This window comes from Adhaeribacter arboris (genome assembly GCF_003023845.1).
Taxonomy (GTDB): Bacteria; Bacteroidota; Bacteroidia; order Cytophagales; family Hymenobacteraceae; genus Adhaeribacter; species Adhaeribacter arboris.
Window position 1 is genome coordinate 4536534 of the sequence record NZ_PYFT01000001.1, and the last position, 17937, is coordinate 4554470.

Here is a 17937-nt window from a genome sequence, read left to right on the forward strand (position 1 = left end):
AAAATGCCACGTTTTTAAGTGGTTAAAATACAGTAGTTTAAGTGGGTAAATCCTTGAGATAGGTTCAAATATGTCCGGTTTTGATACAATAAATTGTCCGGTTCTGTAACAGCGGGAGGAGTTGATTTGAGTGGGTGTTTTTTAGGTGTTGAGAAGAAACTACTATTAAACCACCGCGCAAGCCACCTTGCTCTTCTTATTTTGTTTCGTGATGCGCTCCGGCCATCTGTTGCAGTTATTCCGGATTGCTTTTTCAGGATAAATTCTGCAAACCGACTTGACTGAGTATATTGCAACATGAGTGAGTTGATTAACAGGAAATCAGATTTTTTTTACAGGATTGCTAAACTCTTAAAGCAAGCCAGGAATTCAGTGGTACAGTCCATTAACCGAACAATGGTTCATACTTATTATGAAATCGGCAGACAAATTCTGGAAGAAGAGCAATACGGAAGGGAAAGAGCTGAATATGGACAACAACTTATTAAAGACTTATCCGCGAGGCTTTTAAAAGAGTTTGGTAAAGGATTTTCTCCTACCAACCTCAAACAAATGCGTTCTTTTTATCTCATATATTCAAAAGGTCAGACACTGTCTGACGAATTTAAACTTAGCTGGTCTCATTATTTAAAACTAATGAGAATTGACGATGAAAAAGAAAGGAAGTTTTATGAGATAGAATCAATTAAAAATAATTGGAGTCTAAGAGAATTGCAGCGTCAATACGACAGTGCGCTTTACGCAAGGTTAGCATTAAGCAGGGATAAAGATAAAGTAGTAGAACTCTCCCAAAAAGGATTAATTATTGAAAATTCCAAGGATGTAGTTAAAGATCCGTACGTTTTAGAATTTATTGGCTTACCGGAACACTCAACTTATTCAGAAAGCCAATTAGAACAGAAACTAATTGATAAATTAGAGCACTTTTTACTGGAATTAGGGACTGGTTTTACATTTGTTGCAAGGCAGAAAAGAATCACGTTTGATGAAAAGCACTTTCGCGTTGACTTAGTATTTTATAATAGAATATTAAAAAGCTTTGTGTTAATTGACCTGAAGATAGGAGAATTAACCCATCAGGATTTAGGTCAGATGCAGATGTATGTCAATTACTACGACCGCGAAATGAGATTGCCGGATGAGAACAAAACAATTGGAATAATCCTTTGCCAGGATAAAAGTCAGGCAGTTGTAGAATATACCTTACCAGAAAATAATGAACAAATTTTTGCAAGTAAATATCAAACCATTTTACCAAGTAAAGAAGATTTGAAACACCTAATTGAAAGTAAAGGAGCTTGAATTTCTACTAATTTGCGTATATCCCTAAGTGTAAGCCATTATTAAAAGCTATGCCATTAGAAACCTTAACATCAGAACAACGAAATCAAGAACTATTTCATCACATAGATCCAGGTTTTATTAATCATAGGCTATGTCATAGTTCATTTCCACCGGACTATCTGGGGAGATTTAATGAAATTCGTATAAAAGAAAATGATCACTAAGCAAAACTTACAAATGATCATTATTTGGTTGATATAGTTTTAACACTATGTAAAAATAGTGGTGTTAAAACACTTGGTGAAACTTTATTAGATAATCTCATAGTTGGTCAAGTTTTTTGTAGTACAGAAACCTTCAAAGGAGCAGGAAATAAAGCTTATGACAAAAATATACGTATTCGCAATCAAATTTTATTAACATTTAAATATAATAAAAAGGTATATGCTGACTTTTCTGCATTACATTTTGTTGCCGACACTGGAAGGTTGGAACAATCCAGAAAATCGATATGCCAGTTATTGGCGTAATTAGGGAAATTAAAGATAACGAAATAATTATTTATCCATTTATTATTGGTGCACCTTCATTTGATCATCTATTTAACCAAGGTAAAGGTATTGATTCCACTACTTTAATGTGGGAAGGTTGGGATTTTATGAAATAGTGCCTTCTGACATTGATGAGTTTACGAACATTAAATCAATAGAAGTCGAAGATGAAGAATGGCAAGAATATATGTCGAAAATCAGCGAATCTGATGTAAAAGGTAAGTTATGTGAAATTTTGAAAGAAATTCCCTCCAAGGATTGGGGAGGAGAATCAAATGATTTATTTGCTACACAAATCCATCAATCAGGAAGAAGAACAACTGCAGCTTTTGTGCTTAAAGGACCATCTAAATTTGGTGAAATGAAATTGACTCATTTAGATAAAAATGCAGATCAGATTTTTCGGCTAGCTCAGTCGCCAGCAAAATTGTTGATTGTTCAGCACTCACATAATATTGGTGAAGCTGTAGGAGCAACTCTAAGAGCTTTTGCAGTTTCTCCACATAATCCAAGACACTATTGTCTTATTGATGGAAGGGATACTTACAAAATTTTAAAAGCTTACGATAAATTATAATAGCTTATAACAGTTGTTAAAATGAAGCTGCTGTTTTTTAGTAATTTGAGTCTCTTTTCTTTAACTTATTGCCCATTTGGCAGAGACGGATCTCTTAAATCGCCACGATTTCGCCAAGCTATTGAATGGTAATACCATGTATAGAATAAAAACAGGTTAATAAGAAAATTATAATCTTAATTAGGATACAAGCGATTAGCAACTAGAAGGAGCAAATAAAAAGTCTTTGTGAGCAGCACTGTGTCAGAAGCCTTTTTGCATTTGGCTCCGTTACCAACGACAGGTTTAAAGTCGACAGCGATATTGATTTAGTGATAGATATTGATGCTCCTGACCCCCTTAGAATATACCGATTATTACTTTGAATTGAAATTTCAATTAGAGCAAATCTTGCAATTAGAAATTGATTTACTAGAGCAAAAAGCTATTCGGAATCCTTTTCTCAAACAAGAAATTAACCGGACTAAAGTACTTGTTTAAGGAAAGTGATATTCCATTATGGTTAGCCGACATAAAAAGATCTATACTAGAAATTTGTGATTTCTTGCCAGCAGAAAAGGACTTTACTTTATTTCATTTACTCAAGAGAAAATCTGCCCAATCAACTATCCGGGTAAGCCTAAAAACCTGTAAAATGCTGGTTGCCATTACTTATTCCGTCACTCGCGGCGCAAGGCGTTTACCGGATTAATCAGGGCGGCTTTCATAACCTGGATGCCGACCGTAAGCAAGGCGAGGAGTAAAACCGGTACTACGGCGGCGGCGAACATCCACCACGCAAGGTTTATGCGGTAGGCAAAATCCTGCAGCCAGTAATGCAGAATATACCCCGCTAGGGGCAAGGCCAGGAAACAGGCAAACACCACCAGTTTTAAAAATTCTTTCGATAAAAGCACCGCAATGCCATTTAAGGTAGCTCCCAATACTTTCCGGATTCCAATTTCTTTGGTTTTCTGAGAGATAGAATAGGAAATAAGGCCATAAAGCCCTAAGCAGGCAATTACCAACGACAATACCGAGAAGTATACAATTATTTTAGAGAAACGTTCTTCCGCCTGGTATTGCGCTTCCAGTTGCTTATCTAAAAAACCATAATCAAACAAAGCATTCGGGAAATGCTTGGCCCATACTTTTTCGATGAACGCTTTGCTTTGGCTTATTTTTCGGCGATCTAACTTTATGGTAATCCTCGAAAACCGCTCCGCCTGCGGGTGAATAGCTAATGGTTCTATCGGTCGTTGTAATACGTCGAAGTGAAAATCATGAACTACCCCTACAATAGTTCCGGGCTGGCCATCGGTGGTAAAAGGTTTACCAATAGCCTTTTCCGGCGTGTGCCAGTTAAATCTTTTCACCGCGCTTTCGTTCACGAGAATTGGCCGGATACTATCCCCCGTTACCTGGCGCGTAAAATTAGTTCCGGCAATTAATTCTATTCCGTATACTTTTAGGTAGTCGGTGTCTACCCCAAGTAGCGCCGTATTTACCCGGAAAGGCTTGCCCCGGGCGTCCGTGGTTTGGGAACCAGCTTTATCTAATCCCCCCATGATTAAGGAATTGGAAGTGGCCACCCCCGAAACAAGCGGACTAACGGTTAATTCATTTTTAAAGGCCGGATATCCCTTTATAACATCGGTGTTTCCGCTTACGCGTAAGAAAAGCAGCGCCTCTTTATTGTACCCTAAATCCTTGTGTTTTATATACGTCATTTGCGAGTAAATAACCACCACGCTGGTTATTAATATTAGGGTTATAACAAATTGAACTATTACCAGCGATTGCCGCAACAACACCCCTTTGGGCCCGGATTTAAAAGCCCCTTTTAAAATGCTGGCCGGCTTAAAAGCCGAAAGAATAAAGGCAGGATAAATACCCGAAAGAATACCTAAAAAAATAGTAACTCCTGTTAGAAAAATTAATAGTTGAGGGGTTGAAAACAGAGAAATATCTTTAGCGGTAATCTGGTAGAAAAAAGGCTGAATAAAAAATGAAATCAACAAGGCTAACACTAGGGCCAAAAGAGCCATCAACACCGATTCTAATAAATATTGGAATATAAGCTGCGTTTTATCGGCGCCGATTACTTTTTTAATACTTACTTCTTTGGCTCTATTTACGGTGCGGGCCGTAGCCAAATTGGTATAATTAATACCGGCCAGCAGTAAGATAAAAACACCGATAGTAGAAAAAATATAAACGTGGCTTTGGTTGCCGCCGGCAGTTTCCTCATCGGCTACGTGCGTTGAAAGGTGAATGGCCCGCAAGGGTTGCAGTTTATAAGAATAGGTAACGTTAAACCGGTGGGCTAAATTTTTGGTGTAAAGGGAAGTGATTTTTTGGGAAAAAGTTTTGTAATCCGCACCGGGTTTTAACAAAAGATAGGTATAAAATTTATCATTATCGGGATCGTTGCCCGTTAGTACCTCCGGGTTGGCCACCTCCACCGTTCTAAAAGAAGCCAGCATGCTAAATGTAAAATGTGAATTCTGGGGAGGGTCAGGGGTGATGCCGGTTACTTTATAGCTTTTCCCCATCTCAACGCCGTCGTATAGGTAAATCTTGAGGGTTTCCCCAATCGGATCTGTTTCCCCAAAATATTTCCGGGCCGTTGATTCGGTAAGAATAACCGAGTAAGGCTCGCTAATGGCCGTAGCCGCATTGCCTCTAATTAGATTGTAACTGAAAATGTGAAAGAAGGAAGGATCCGTCAGAATAATACGTTCTTGCAGGAGCTTATCTTTATACTGCACCACTTCTTCCCGCATATCCATCCGTACGGTATTTTCTACTTCCGGATAATCCTGCTGAAGAACTGCTGCTATTGTAGCTCCGGACCGGGCCGATTCGGAAAGGTTGGTTTCTGTTTTTATTAATTTATTTACCCGAACAATCCGGTCATAATTCTGATTAAAGGCGTCGTAGTTTAACTCGCTATTTATCCAAAGCGCAATAAAGGCAAAGCAAGTTAGTCCGGCGGATAGCCCAACAATATTCAAGAAAGAGTACATTTTGTCTCTTACCATTCTTCTCCCGAATTGTCTTATATAATTTTTTAGCATAGAAGAGAAGATTATTACTGGGCTGGTTTATTATTTAATTTTCATCCGGACAGGTAGAGGATTATTACTTAATTCTTATACCTCACTCATCGCGCAGCGCATTTACCGGGTTAGCCACCGCTACTTTTAATGCCTGGAAGCTTACCGTTACAATAGCAATGAGCAAGGCTATAATCCCGGCTACTACAAAAATAAGGGCATTAAGTTCTACGCGGTACGTAAAATCTTGCAGCCATTTGTGCATGGCCCACCAGGCAAGCGGCCAGGCTAAGATATTCGCCAGCAATACCAATTTCAGAAAATCTTGGGAGAGCAAGGCTACCACGTTCCCGACCGAAGCACCTAATACTTTGCGGATGCCAATTTCTTTGCGGCGCTGCTGGGTGGTGTAAGAGGCTAATCCTAACAAACCCAGGCAGGCAATGAAAATAGCCAACACAGAAAATACCGCCAATATTTGCGCTTGCTTTTGCTCGCTCTTATACAATTGGTCGAAAGACTCATCGAGGAAAGTATACTGAAACGGATATTTGGGAGCGGTTTGCTTGTACACCTCTTCGATGGCGGCCAAAGCAGCTTTGGGGTTGCCCGAAGCCAGCCGGATAGCGACTAAGCGCTGATCGCGGCGCATGGTTATTATTAAAGGCTCAATGGCTTCTTTCAACGAAGAGAAATGATAGTCTTGCACCACGCCAATTACTTTTCGCCGGTGGGGTACCGGTTGTTCGGCCCACATGGTAGGGTCTGTAAATTCTTTCCCGAGAGCTTCCTGGGGAGTCCAGCCTAAGTTTTTTACCGCGGTTTCGTTCAGCAAAATGGCCGCTACCGAATCCGTAGGAAAAGACTTAGAGAAATTACGGCCCGCTACTAATTTAATTCCCAGCGTGGGTAAATAATTTGCATCGGAAAAGGCGGTCCGGAAATTCCAGGTTTCGTTGGGTTTATCGATTACTTTAAATACATAATTATCGTGAAAGCCGCCCGGCTCCCCCGACATGACCGAAACCGATTGTACGCCCGGCAGTTGCTGTACCCGCCCCATAAAAGCCCGGTTACGGCTGTAAATATTCTCGTTATCCAGCGGAATTTTAATAACGTGCTCCTTACGGAAGCCTAAATTTTTATGTTGTACGTAATCCATTTGCCGGAAAATAACCACGGTGCCAATCATCAGAAAAATAGAAAGGCTGAATTGGGATACCACCAAGGCTTTCCGCAACAACGGATGACCGGCGTTGGAAGCGAGCCGGCCTTTTAAAACTTTTACCGGCTCAAAAGACGATAAGAAAAAGGCCGGGTAACTACCGGCGAGCAATCCGACTACTAAGCCAATCCCCGCTAAGAACACGTACAGCCAAGGATTACCAAAAGGTATGGCCAAATGCTTTTCGGCAAAAGCATTAAAATAAGGCAGAATTAAAATGATTAATCCCAGCGATAAAACTACCGCAACGAACGTGAGCAAGGTAGATTCGCTTAAGAACTGGCTGATTAAATGTTGTTTATAAGCACCCAGTACTTTGCGCACGCCTACTTCTTTGGCCCGACCAGCCGAACGCGCCGAGGCCAGGTTCATAAAATTAATGCAGGCTATTAACAGAATAAAAATGGCAATGGCCGAAAAAATGTACACGTTGCTTTTATTTCCCTGCTCCGCAAAATCAAATTGCGTGTTGGTATCCAGGTGAATGGCACGGAGAGGTTGTAAATCCAGGGTCATATTCTGCCCTTCTTTTTTAGCTTCCGCACCCTGGTGTTTCTCCATAAAAGCGGGGAATTGCGCCGCGAGGGTCTCGGGTTTGGTTTGCTCTTCCAGCAGTACGTAGGTAAACATCGAGTTATTATTCCACCGCTGGAACCACTCCTGCTCTTCGAAATCTTTAATGGAAAAAACAAAATCAAATTTCAGGTGCGAATTGTCCGGCACGTTGGCCATCACACCAGAAACTTTACACGTTTGGTTTTTATCAAAGGTCAGCAGCTTGCCCATCGGGTTTTCGGAACCGAAGTATTTTTTGGCCATGGCTTCACTTATCACCACATTATCCGGGTCGGCCAGGACCTGGCGCGGATCGCCCTGCAACAGCGGAAAAGTAAATAATTCGAGAAAGTTAGGATCGGTTATAAATACCCGGTCTTCTTTAAAAGTTTTATCCTGGTAAGAAAACAAAGCATTCGTGGACATTATTCGTACGGCCGCTTTAATATCGCTGGGAAAATCGTTGAGCAGCGCCGGCGCGTACGGTCCCGAAACATACGGTATCTTCGCCTTATCGCCATTAACGCCACCTACCCGCATTACCCGGTAAATTCTGTCTCCTTGCGCGTGGAAACGGTCGTAACTTAGCTCATTCTGCACAAATAAAAAGATGAGCAAACAGCAGGTAATACCCAATGTGAGCCCCACTATGTTGATAGCGGTATAAAATTTCTGCCGCAATAGGTTGCGAATGGCGAGTTTGAGGTAATTGGCAAGCATATTTTTTAAGTTTTTAGTCGATAGTTGATGGACGACGGTAATTTTTTGGTTAGTAACAATATTCTTTCTTTATCCGTGGAGCCGGTTCCCGTCTCCAGGCATTAGTGCTATCTAGTTTGAGCAGTACCCTGTTTGCCTCGTGGCCGGCGGGCCTCGTTTGGCTCTTCCGGGCGGGTCTAAGCTTCCTTTCCTCGACTCCGTCTGCGGAATTCTCTACGCAGAACCGGAACCTTAGAAGGCCCTCCACCGCCAAACGGGTGTCAGTTGCTACTATCTAATTATTCGTTTCCTTCTTTTTCTAAATAGGTTTCTCAAAGTTGAAGGCAGTGTTTAGCGTAGCGCCAATGTTACCTTTCAACAATCTGTTGCTCTGGAGAGCAGTTCATTTAGTCAATCCAATCAGGTACAGAAAGTCTCCCTTTGGAGGGGGTAGGGGGAGGGTTAACAGTATCTGATTAAAATAATCAAAAGCGATTATTCTTCCTCTGATCACTATGCCTTTCTCCTGGGGGATTGTTGTTATACTATGCTTTTGCCTGACAGCACTAGTTTCGCTTTATCCAGAACGGTACTTGTTCCGATTTTCTTTATTTTACATCCAGTTGGATTTAGTAGAAAAATTAAACCTGATTAAATGCCGCCATCCTCTTACTCATTCACTCATTCAAAATTCACGCATTCAAAATTCTCTCACTCACTGCGCAGGGAGTTTACCGGGTTGGCTATGGCGCTGCGCACCGCCTGGAAACTTACCGTAAGTAGCGCAATAAACAGAGTGGCTATTCCAGCTAAAGCGAAAATCCATAATCCTAAATCGGCCCGGAAAGCAAAGTTTTGCAGCCATTGGTGCATGGCCCACCAGGCGAGCGGCCAGGCAATAACATTGGCTAGTAATACCAGTTTCAAAAAGTCTTTGGAGAGTAAAGCGACAATATTGACTACCGAAGCGCCCAGCACTTTGCGAACCCCAATTTCTTTGGTGCGTTGCTCGGCGGTGAAAAGGGCTAAGCCAAATAAACCTAAACAAGAAATAAAAATAGCCAGGCCGGCAAAACAATTAATTAGCTTACCAATGGTCATTTCGCTTTTGTATTGCTCTTCAAAAATCTCGTCCAGGAAGTGATATTCAAAAGGGTAGCCCGGGTTATACTTACGAGTGGCTTTTTCCAGGCTGGCTAAGGCTTCTTTGGTTTTACCGGGTTCGGTGCGTACCAATACAACGCTGGCGTTGCGCGGTTCCAACAATACTATCAGCGGCTTAATAGGCTCGTGCAGCGATTGAGAATGAAAATTTTTAGCTACCCCAATGATTTTTCCTTTGCCTTTCCAGAAAGATACTGTTTGCCCCACCGGGTTTTTCATTCCCATCATCTCGACGGCAGCCTCATTTACAATGTAGGCGCTGCTATCGGTAGCAAAGTCGCGGGAGAAAGAGCGGCCTTCTTTCATCCGGATGTTCATGGTTTCGAAGTAATCGTAATCGACAAAAACTCCGGAAATAGAAGACGCCTCTTTCTCCGATTTGCCGGGCCATTGTAAATCTGCCGACGAATTGTAAATAGACATGGGATGATCGCTGGTGGTAGTTACCCATTTAATACCGGGCGTTTGCAGTACTTCATTTTTAAAGGCTTTTATATTTTTACTCAGGTCGCTTTCCAAACCAATAGAAATAACATTTTCCCGGTCGAAGCCCAAGTTACGGTTTTGAATAAAATTGATTTGCCGGTAAATTACTACCGTGCCCACCATTAAAATAAGCGATAAGGTAAATTGAAAAACTACCAGACCTTTGCGGAACAACAGCGATTTAAACCCGAATTTAGGATGGCCTTTTAATACCTTTACCGGTTTCAAAGACGATAAAAACAAAGCCGGATAACTACCCGCAATAAAGCCGGTAAGCACGGTAATAGCTGCTAACGATAGTAGAAATGCCGGATGCGTGTAATTGATGGTAATGGCTTTGCCGGTAAGCTGGTTAAAAGTAGGCAGTAGCAGCGTTACTAATACCAAGGAAAAGAACACGGCCAGTAAAGCCGTAAGCAGCGCTTCGCCCATAAATTGCCCGAACAATAACGAGCGGGCGGCCCCAATAACTTTTCGGATTCCTACTTCTTTCGAGCGTTTTGCCGAGCGGGCGGTAGCCAGGTTCATGAAGTTAATGCAGGCAATGAGTAAAATAAATACGGCTACCAGGGTAAACAAGCGCACGTACACAATGCGGCCGCCAGCGGGTTTACCGGCTTTGTAGGCGTGCAAATGCATTTCGGAAACCGGTTGTAAGAAAAAATCCGCGTTCTGTTCCGGGTGATTTTTGGGCATATACTTCCGGATTTGCGCATTTACCTTGGTAAAATCTGCATCGGGCCGCAGTTGCAAAAAGGTAGTTAAACTAAAGTTGCCCCAGGTTTTTACCCAATCATTCTTCTTCACGAATACCTGCATGGGTAAGACAAAATCAAACTGCAAAGAAGAATTCTTAGGAATATCCTGCATCACGCCCATTATCCGAAAATCCCCGGCATCTTTAAGGTTAATGGTTTGGCCTAATGCGTTCTCGGTCCCAAAATACTTGCGCGCTAAAGATTGGGAAAGCACAATAGCATCCGGCGAAGCCAAAGCCGTTTTAGGATTGCCCTGCAGTAAGGGAAAGGAAAACAACTGCAATAATTCGGGGCTCGCGTAACGGCCTTTGGTTTCTTTATTGGTCTTACCGTTAGCTTTAAACAAACTACCGAAATCCCAATTAGTCATGTTTACAATATGCGTAATTTCGGGAATTTCTTTGCGAAGGGCTTCGGCTAAAGGCTGCGGCGTATTTTCGCCGGTCTGGGTTTCGCCCCAGTTTAAATTAGCCATTATGCGGTAGAGCTGCGGCCCATTTTTATGAAACTGGTTAAAACTTAGCTCATCCTGCACCCAGAGCATAATTAAAATGCTACAGGTCATCCCCAGAGCTAACCCTGAAATATTAATAAAAGAAAAGGCTTTGTGCCGGAGTAAATTACGAAGGGCAATTTTCAAGTAATTGGTGAGCATGGTCGCAAACTTTTATAACTTACTAAAAGGTATGGAACAACCTATTATATAACAGATTACTCCATTGCTGGTAAAGAGGCCCCTATACCCAGAATAAGAAAGATGCCATAATCCTATATAATTGTAAATTAACAGTTTACATTACTAAAAAGAACTACAGCCCAGAATACTTGTCCGGTTTTGATACAGTTTTTTGTTCGCTTTTGTAACAGGAATTAATAAGTTTAAAGAAAGACGTATAACCCGGTGAAAAAAGCACCTCTGGCAGAGAGAGGCAAGCCATCAGTTACTGGTATTTTCTTAAAATGTGTTCGATCAAAGTCAATATTACTGGTCGAAAATTTACTGTTATTTTCATTAAAGTTGTTTCGGCATTTACTATTAGATATTTTAAACTGCCTTAAGGCGAAGCCCGTGGAATACGTGTTATCGTTATAAGCAAAATTAAATTAGTTACCCATGCGAAATCTTACCCTGCTGCCCTTATTTCTACTGGTAATTAGCTGCCATAACCGGACAGACACATTAACAAATAAAAAAACAGAAGAAAATCCGGCAAAAACCAGTATTACTGATAAAACCAACGAAAAACCGGTTAAAACGGAGCGGTACACCTTGGAGCCTGCTACCAAAGCCGCGTTTGACCAGGCCGCTACCCGGCAACCGGTAAGTTTTAAAATGGGCCCCGAGGAAGCCCGTAAAGAGAACGGGGTATTGGTTCTTAAGATTAACCAGAAATGGACTCCTCTTGAAGCGTTTCGGGATACCCTGCTGAATACCGACGACCCGGAAATTAGGGAATACCGGTACCTGGGGCAAAACCAAGCGCTTCATCAATACTTAGTGGCTGGTAGTTTCTACGAAGGTTTTGAGACTTACCTGGTAGACAAAACAACGGGCAAAATTACGCCCACCTGGGCGGAGCCATCCGTTTCGCCGGACCACAAGTATTTAGCCAATGTGTCGCGGGCAACAGTTATGGAAGGGGAACCCAATGGCGTTCAGGTGTGGAAAGTAGCGGGACCAAATAATTCTTCGGCCATAGCGCAGCACCTGGAGATTGAACCGCAAGATTGGGAACCCTTTGAATTGCAATGGGAATCGCCGGAGTCCATAATTATTAAAATGATGCCAACGGAGAAATACGAGCAATTGCAAGCCGAACCCAAAGAAGAAGATTTTTCTTACTTAAGATTGAGAGTAAAATAAATTTGGCTTATGAAAAGGCTATTTCCCGCTTATTATTATAGTTAAAGTATCTCTATTAAGATGTAAACCTCATTTTCAAAGAATAAAATCTTTCTCATTTGTCTCGTAGCAGTTACTCTATTGACTGGTTGAATTTAACGGGTCAAAATGGGCACAAACTGCTACCATTTTATTGAAAATAAAGATGGCCAGAACGGCAAAATGGTTTAACCATTTGCCGCTGGCCATTTTGTTTTGATAAATGGGATTCTATCAGATTAAAATATCGTTGATTACAAAACAACTACTCTTATTCAAAAAGTTTGAATTTACTTGGTGAAAGGGATAAGCATAGGCACCTCTTTCTTGTAGGCGGTATATTTTTGGCCAATGCTTTTTTCCAAATCCCGTTCTTCTAAAAATTTAATGGCCACCAAAATATAAATAGTAGTAACAGTAGAAAAAATTAAATGGCCTAAAGTCATTAACGGAGTAGCCCAGAAAGCGATCAAAAATCCCAACATTAGCGGATGGCGAACAATACGATAAAGCCAATTTGTTTTAAATTCGGGATCATCGTGTGGTTTGTTTTTGAAGTAATAAAAAACTTGTTTCAAGCCGAACAAATCAAAATGGTTGATCATGAAGGTGGAGAGTAAAACAATGATCCAACCGGTAAAATATAAAATTGTTAAAGTTCCTTGAACTACTGGATTATCTGCCTTCCATATTATTTCATTAAAGCAACGCCACTGCCAGAATAATAAAATAAGCGCCAGACTAGCTAACAATACGTAGGTGCTGCGTTCTATTTCGGGAACAATAATTTTTGTCCACCACTTCTTAAAAGCGGGTCGGGCCATAATAGAATGCTGCAGAGCAAAAATGGTAAGCAACAATACATCAATAAACACCCCACTCATGCCTTTGCCAGGCAAACCATTGTCAATTGTTTTAGGTACCAATAAATTACCTACAAAACCAATCGCGTAAAGAAAGGTCTCTAAGAAAACACCATAACATATGATGCCATAAATAAATGCCAGTGACTTTTTCATGCTTTTTTTTAAGTTTTGATTAATTTTTACTTAAAAATAAAGCAGAATGGAAGAGGTAAAAAATTAATCAAAGTGAGTCGTATAAGGATTAAAATGAAGTGTAGAAAATTTAGATTAAAGCATTTGGTGTAAGCAGTAAGATGTATAAATTAATAGCTTATCTTAGAGCTAACTCAAACTTATTTCTACTGTCCTCCTTATGGCTACGATTAGAGTTTTTATTGTTTTAAGGCATCGTTCTGTGGGGCCTTTTCAAGTCATCCGGCATTGTTGCTGATGCGACTTGAACCATAACCTGTATGCCTCTGACCCGACTGCTGTCTCTTATTCTTAGCTACTGCTTTTCTGGCTTTTGCGTTATTAGAAATAGATTAGCGGCTAAAAGCTAATTTGGAGCTAGATTTAAGATGAATATTGGATGTAGTATTTAGAAAACGTATACCTTTTATAAGTTTACCGGTCGAGCCATTTTTTAAAAGCGGGCGCTTTTTCGCGGCTGATATCTACCTCAAATTTTAAGGGAGATTTTAAGGTAGCGGTAAGTTTAAAATTTTCGTGAGGTTGTACACTCTTGATTGAATCGATGTGAATAATATATTGTCGGTTAGCCCGGTAGAATTTGTTAGGGTCCAACAGTTTTTCTACTTCGTCCAACGTGGCAAAATCCAGAATATACTTCTCTCCGCTAAACGTAAAAAGGTAATTTAAATAATCCCGCATAAAACAAGCTATTTCCGAAGTATTTACCGGAATCCAGGTATTTCGTACATTAACGATAAACTTTTCTTTGTACGCCGAAGCCGCATTACCATCTTTCAAACTTTTTATAAGTTGCTGAATATCGAAAGTAGTTGAAATTTTATTTTGGATGATACCTTGGCACTTTTCAATGGCTTTTTTCAGCTCTTCTTCGTCAATGGGCTTTACTAAATAATCAATGCAGTTTACTTTAAAAGCCCGCAAAGCAAACTCGTCGTAAGCAGTAGTAAAAATAACCGGGCAGCTTAATTTATAAATATCAAAAAGCTCGAAACTTACGCCATCACTTAATTGAATATCCATGAAAATAAGGTCGGGTTCGGCGTTTTCCATAAACCAGCGCTTAGCCGTCTTTAAACTGGGCAATACTTCCATAACATCTATATCGCGGGTAATAGCTTGTATTTTTGTATTCAGCTCTTTTGCCACAAGAGGCTCGTCTTCTATTATTAAGGCTTTCATAAAAACAGATAGGATAAAAGAGTAAAATTTATAGTAAAGGAATTTTTACAAAGAAGAACTGGCCGGTTTCGGTAATAATTAAGGGTTTATCGCTTAAGTAATGATACAAGGATTGTAAGCTGGCTAACCCTTGTTTATTGCTGGTTTCCACAAAATTCTTTTTTTGCAAATTGTTGCGCACTATCAGATAAGAATTCTCCGGATATATATCAATAATTAAGGGCGAATCGGCATCTATAATATTATGTTTGATTGCGTTTTCGATTAAATTCTGCAGAGTTACCGGGGCTATTTTGGTATAAGCATATTCATCGGCTATGTTTATATTTACTAATAAACCTTGATCAAAGCGGGTTTGCTGCAGGTTAATAAAGGTTTGCACAAATTTTAGCTCTTCGCACAAAGCTACCGTTTCGGTATCGCTGCTTTTTAAAATGTAGCGGTACATTTTTGACAAGCCATCCAAGAAAACACCCGCCTTTTTCTGATCGTAGCGGATAAGACTGCTGAGCGAGGTAAGGGAATTAAAGAGAAAATGAGGGTTTAACTGCTGTTTTAAACTTTCGTATAGCACCAACACTTTTTCCTTTTCCAAAATATGGGCTTTGGTTTCCAGCGCCAGAATTTCCTGTTGCTTCACCAATTTATAAGTAAAAAACACGTAGACAGAAGCTGCCAGAATTAAAGCAACCGCCAATAAAAACCAGGTCGTTTTGTAAAATGGCTCCTCCATCCGAATGGGAATGGAAACTACGGGGGTATTCCAATTATCGGGAGTATTGGTCGCTTTTACTTGAAACACATAATTGCCCCGGGGTATGTTGGCGTAGCTGGTATACCGCCGCTGACCGGCTTTTACCCAATCTTTATCGAAACCGACGAGCCGGTAAGCATATTGTTGTTTATCAGGCCGATCAAAATCCAGGGCGGCATATTCAAAAGAAATAACATTTGCCTTGGCAGGTACTGCTATTCTTTGGCGACTTGCTATTGCTTTCTCAAAAAGTTGTTCTTCTTCATCCATCTTAAAGGAAGTAACCGCCAGCGGCACAACTGTTTTTTTTACGATAATAGAGGCTGGCTCAAAAACATAATAGCCGCCACTCGAAAGCAGAGCCATTTTATTGTCTTGGAAGAGAAAAAAGCCGAACAGGGAATTAATCTGATAATAGAGCGAATTTAATTTATTAATACCATCTAATTTTCCGAAAGTGGTAATATTTCCGGTTTGCCGGCTTATTCTACAAACCGCCGAATTGGTAATGCACCAGATATCTCCTTTTATATCTTCCTGCACCTGCGCCACAATCTCTCCCCGTAAACCAGTAGCAACATTATAATTCTTTTTAAGTACCGGCACTATTTGGTTGGCATCATAATGATATAAGCCGGCATCGGTGCCCGCCCATATATCCCCGTTTTTATCGGCATACAAGGTGTACACGCGGTTATCATAGTTAGACGCCGACGGTTTACCGTATTGATCCAGATTTATGAAATCTTTTCCGGAATCATCAAAATAGCCAAAACAACCCCGGCCCCCTACCCAAATCCGGCCTTTTTTATCCAGGGCCATACCGCTGATAACATTGGAACGGAGCAGTTTTTTGTTTCCGGGGGTACTGTAAAAATGCTGGTAGGTTTTGGTTTGCGGCTCATAACAAAAAACGCCGTTCCGGCCCGAGGCAATCCAGATATTCCCTTTTTTATCTTCTCGCAGTACCGTAAAAGCATTCGACCTTTGGTTATTTATGTAACCTGGGGGCTGCGGCAAAGAAATGAGTTGGCGTGTTACTAGGTCGTATTGGTATACATAATCCCGGGTAAGTACCCAAATAATTCCTTTACTATCCTGCACCATATCATTTACCATCAGAATGCTTTCTTCATTTGGCTTTACCGGAAAAGATAGAATCTGAGTTTTACCGGTATGTTTATCCACCACATGTAAACCATCGGCAAAAGAAGTACCGATAAAAAAGTATTGGCCGGCTTTGTCTTCCAGCATCGAGGAAATTTCGTAGAAGGGCCCATTATCGCTGCGGTTTACTTTAACCGGTACATAAGTAAACTTTTTTTCGGTTTGCTTTACCTTAGACAAACCGTTGGTATGAGAGAGCCAAATATTGTTTTGTTTATCCAGCATTAAACCCAAACAAAATTTCCCCGGAAGAGTAGCGTTGGTATTGGCGTCGTTACTAAAAAAAGTAAACTGGTGGGTTAGCTTGTTAAAGGATCCAAAACCCCGGTCGCTGCTGGCAAGCCACAATTCATTTTCATTTTTAGGTTTTATATCCAATATGATGTTAATGGTAGCTACATTGGTGCGCCGTAAATCGTATTTATAGGTGTTCCATTGTTTCGTTTCCAAATCGTAATAACTGAGTCCGCCGCCCCAGGAGCCCAGCCATAAGCCGTGTTTATCGTCGGCAATAGACGTGAATAAATCATCCCGGGAAATATTTTTTTGTAAAGGTTTGGCTCTGACGGGTTGCATGTCGCCGGTAGTGCTGTTAAACCGGTACAAGCCATCGCGGGTAGCTAACCAGTAAATGCCCTTTTCCTTTTCGTGCATGTCATTTACCAAATTGTTTACTTCTCTAAATTCTTTGGTATAAAAGGTATTGGTATCGGCAATTACATTGTACTGCGTAAATTTACCGGTTGCTTTATTTAATTGGATTAAACCCTTCTGGTAAAGACCGGCCCAAACGTTGTTCTCGTTATCTACAAACAGCATGGTAATGGACCGGGTGAGCGGAGCGGTACGATCTATATTTTTGACCGGAAAATTACGATACTCTCCGGTTGTTGGATCGTAGCAGGTAAGGCCGTCTTTGGTTGTACCCATCCATATTCTGCCGTCCTGATCTTCGGCTAGTTGGGTAACCGCTGTTCCCGCAAAAGCGTCGTTGGGGCCGGGAGGCTTTTTGAATAATTTAAAAGTATAGCCATCGTACCGGAATAAGCCATCATCGGTCCCCAACCATATATAACCCCGGGAATCCTGAATCTTGGCATTGATGGAATTGCTGGGTAAACCGCTGGTTTCGTCGTAATGGGTAACGGTAAATTCCGGCGGTTGACCCCAGGCTTTTGGCGTAAAAAGTAGCAGGAGCAGCAAAGGAATAATATGTTTACAAGAACCCATTATAGTAGCGATTGCCCGTTAATTTACTAAAAAGCTGGGGCTGGCGCAATTAGAGTTAGTAAGGCGTGTAAAAAGTAAAATAAAGCGGTGAAAAAGTTAAATGAACCGGTGAATTGGTTATTTAGCCGCAACGAGTTTGTTTTATATGTCTCTTTGCTGGTGCTACAATTAAGTGCCTTTTCTAAAAAACTTTATTTTGCGGAGCCTTTTCAAGTCTCACGGCAACGGTGCTGATGCAGTTGGAACGGCACCCTGTTTGCCTCGTGGCCGGCGGGCCTCGTCGGGGCGCTCGGACGGGCTAATTTCTTTTCCTCCTATCGTCGGAAT

Annotated in this window: 11 protein-coding genes; 5 read left to right on the plus strand and 6 right to left on the minus strand. The window is 41.1% G+C overall.

What is annotated here, in order from left to right; genetic code table 11:
- The first annotated feature begins 297 nt into the window (after positions 1-297).
- From AHMF7605_RS18455 to AHMF7605_RS30580, 4 genes are all read left to right on the plus strand, one after another.
- Positions 298-1302, plus strand: coding sequence for a PDDEXK nuclease domain-containing protein (locus AHMF7605_RS18455; protein ID WP_106931523.1), 1005 nt, complete (start codon positions 298-300; stop codon positions 1300-1302).
- Positions 1303-1532: 230 nt separating this feature from the next.
- On the plus strand, positions 1533-1814 hold the full coding sequence (locus AHMF7605_RS18460) for a hypothetical protein (protein WP_106931524.1): 282 nt from the start codon (positions 1533-1535) through the stop codon (positions 1812-1814).
- A gap of 136 nt (positions 1815-1950) precedes the next feature.
- Positions 1951-2412 (plus strand): hypothetical protein, encoded by a 462-nt coding sequence (locus tag AHMF7605_RS18465; RefSeq protein ID WP_146153619.1) that lies wholly within the window; start codon positions 1951-1953, stop codon positions 2410-2412.
- 215 nt (positions 2413-2627) lie between these two features.
- A complete protein-coding gene (locus tag AHMF7605_RS30580; protein WP_233219314.1) occupies positions 2628-2777 on the plus strand; it encodes a nucleotidyltransferase domain-containing protein in 150 nt (49 codons plus the stop codon).
- Positions 2778-3071: 294 nt separating this feature from the next.
- Here AHMF7605_RS30580 and AHMF7605_RS18475 read toward each other — a convergent pair whose 3' ends face one another.
- From AHMF7605_RS18475 to AHMF7605_RS18485, 3 genes are all read right to left on the minus strand, one after another.
- The gene (locus tag AHMF7605_RS18475; protein WP_158267558.1) at positions 3072-5435 is read right to left on the minus strand and encodes an ABC transporter permease; all 2364 of its coding nucleotides are present in this window, start codon (positions 5433-5435) and stop codon (positions 3072-3074) included.
- Between the two features lie 118 nt (positions 5436-5553).
- Positions 5554-7950: an ABC transporter permease gene (locus tag AHMF7605_RS18480; RefSeq protein ID WP_106931527.1), complete on the minus strand. Its 2397-nt coding sequence runs from the start codon at positions 7948-7950 to the stop codon at positions 5554-5556.
- Positions 7951-8640: 690 nt separating this feature from the next.
- A complete protein-coding gene (locus tag AHMF7605_RS18485; protein WP_106931528.1) occupies positions 8641-10992 on the minus strand; it encodes an ABC transporter permease in 2352 nt (783 codons plus the stop codon).
- Positions 10993-11451: 459 nt separating this feature from the next.
- On the opposite strand from AHMF7605_RS18485, the gene AHMF7605_RS18490 reads away from it, so the two are divergent.
- A complete protein-coding gene (locus tag AHMF7605_RS18490) occupies positions 11452-12201 on the plus strand; it encodes a hypothetical protein (protein ID WP_106931529.1) in 750 nt (249 codons plus the stop codon).
- Between the two features lie 308 nt (positions 12202-12509).
- Here the strand turns inward: AHMF7605_RS18490 and mddA are convergent, their stop codons facing one another.
- From mddA to AHMF7605_RS18505, 3 genes are all read right to left on the minus strand, one after another.
- Positions 12510-13238 (minus strand): methanethiol S-methyltransferase, encoded by a 729-nt coding sequence (mddA, locus tag AHMF7605_RS18495; protein WP_106931530.1) that lies wholly within the window; start codon positions 13236-13238, stop codon positions 12510-12512.
- A gap of 453 nt (positions 13239-13691) precedes the next feature.
- Positions 13692-14459, minus strand: a complete 768-nt coding sequence (locus AHMF7605_RS18500) for a LytR/AlgR family response regulator transcription factor (RefSeq protein WP_106931531.1) — start codon at positions 14457-14459, stop codon at positions 13692-13694.
- A 28-nt stretch (positions 14460-14487) separates the two neighbouring features.
- Positions 14488-17610 (minus strand): two-component regulator propeller domain-containing protein, encoded by a 3123-nt coding sequence (locus tag AHMF7605_RS18505; RefSeq protein WP_106931532.1) that lies wholly within the window; start codon positions 17608-17610, stop codon positions 14488-14490.
- Positions 17611-17937: the final 327 nt, after the last annotated feature.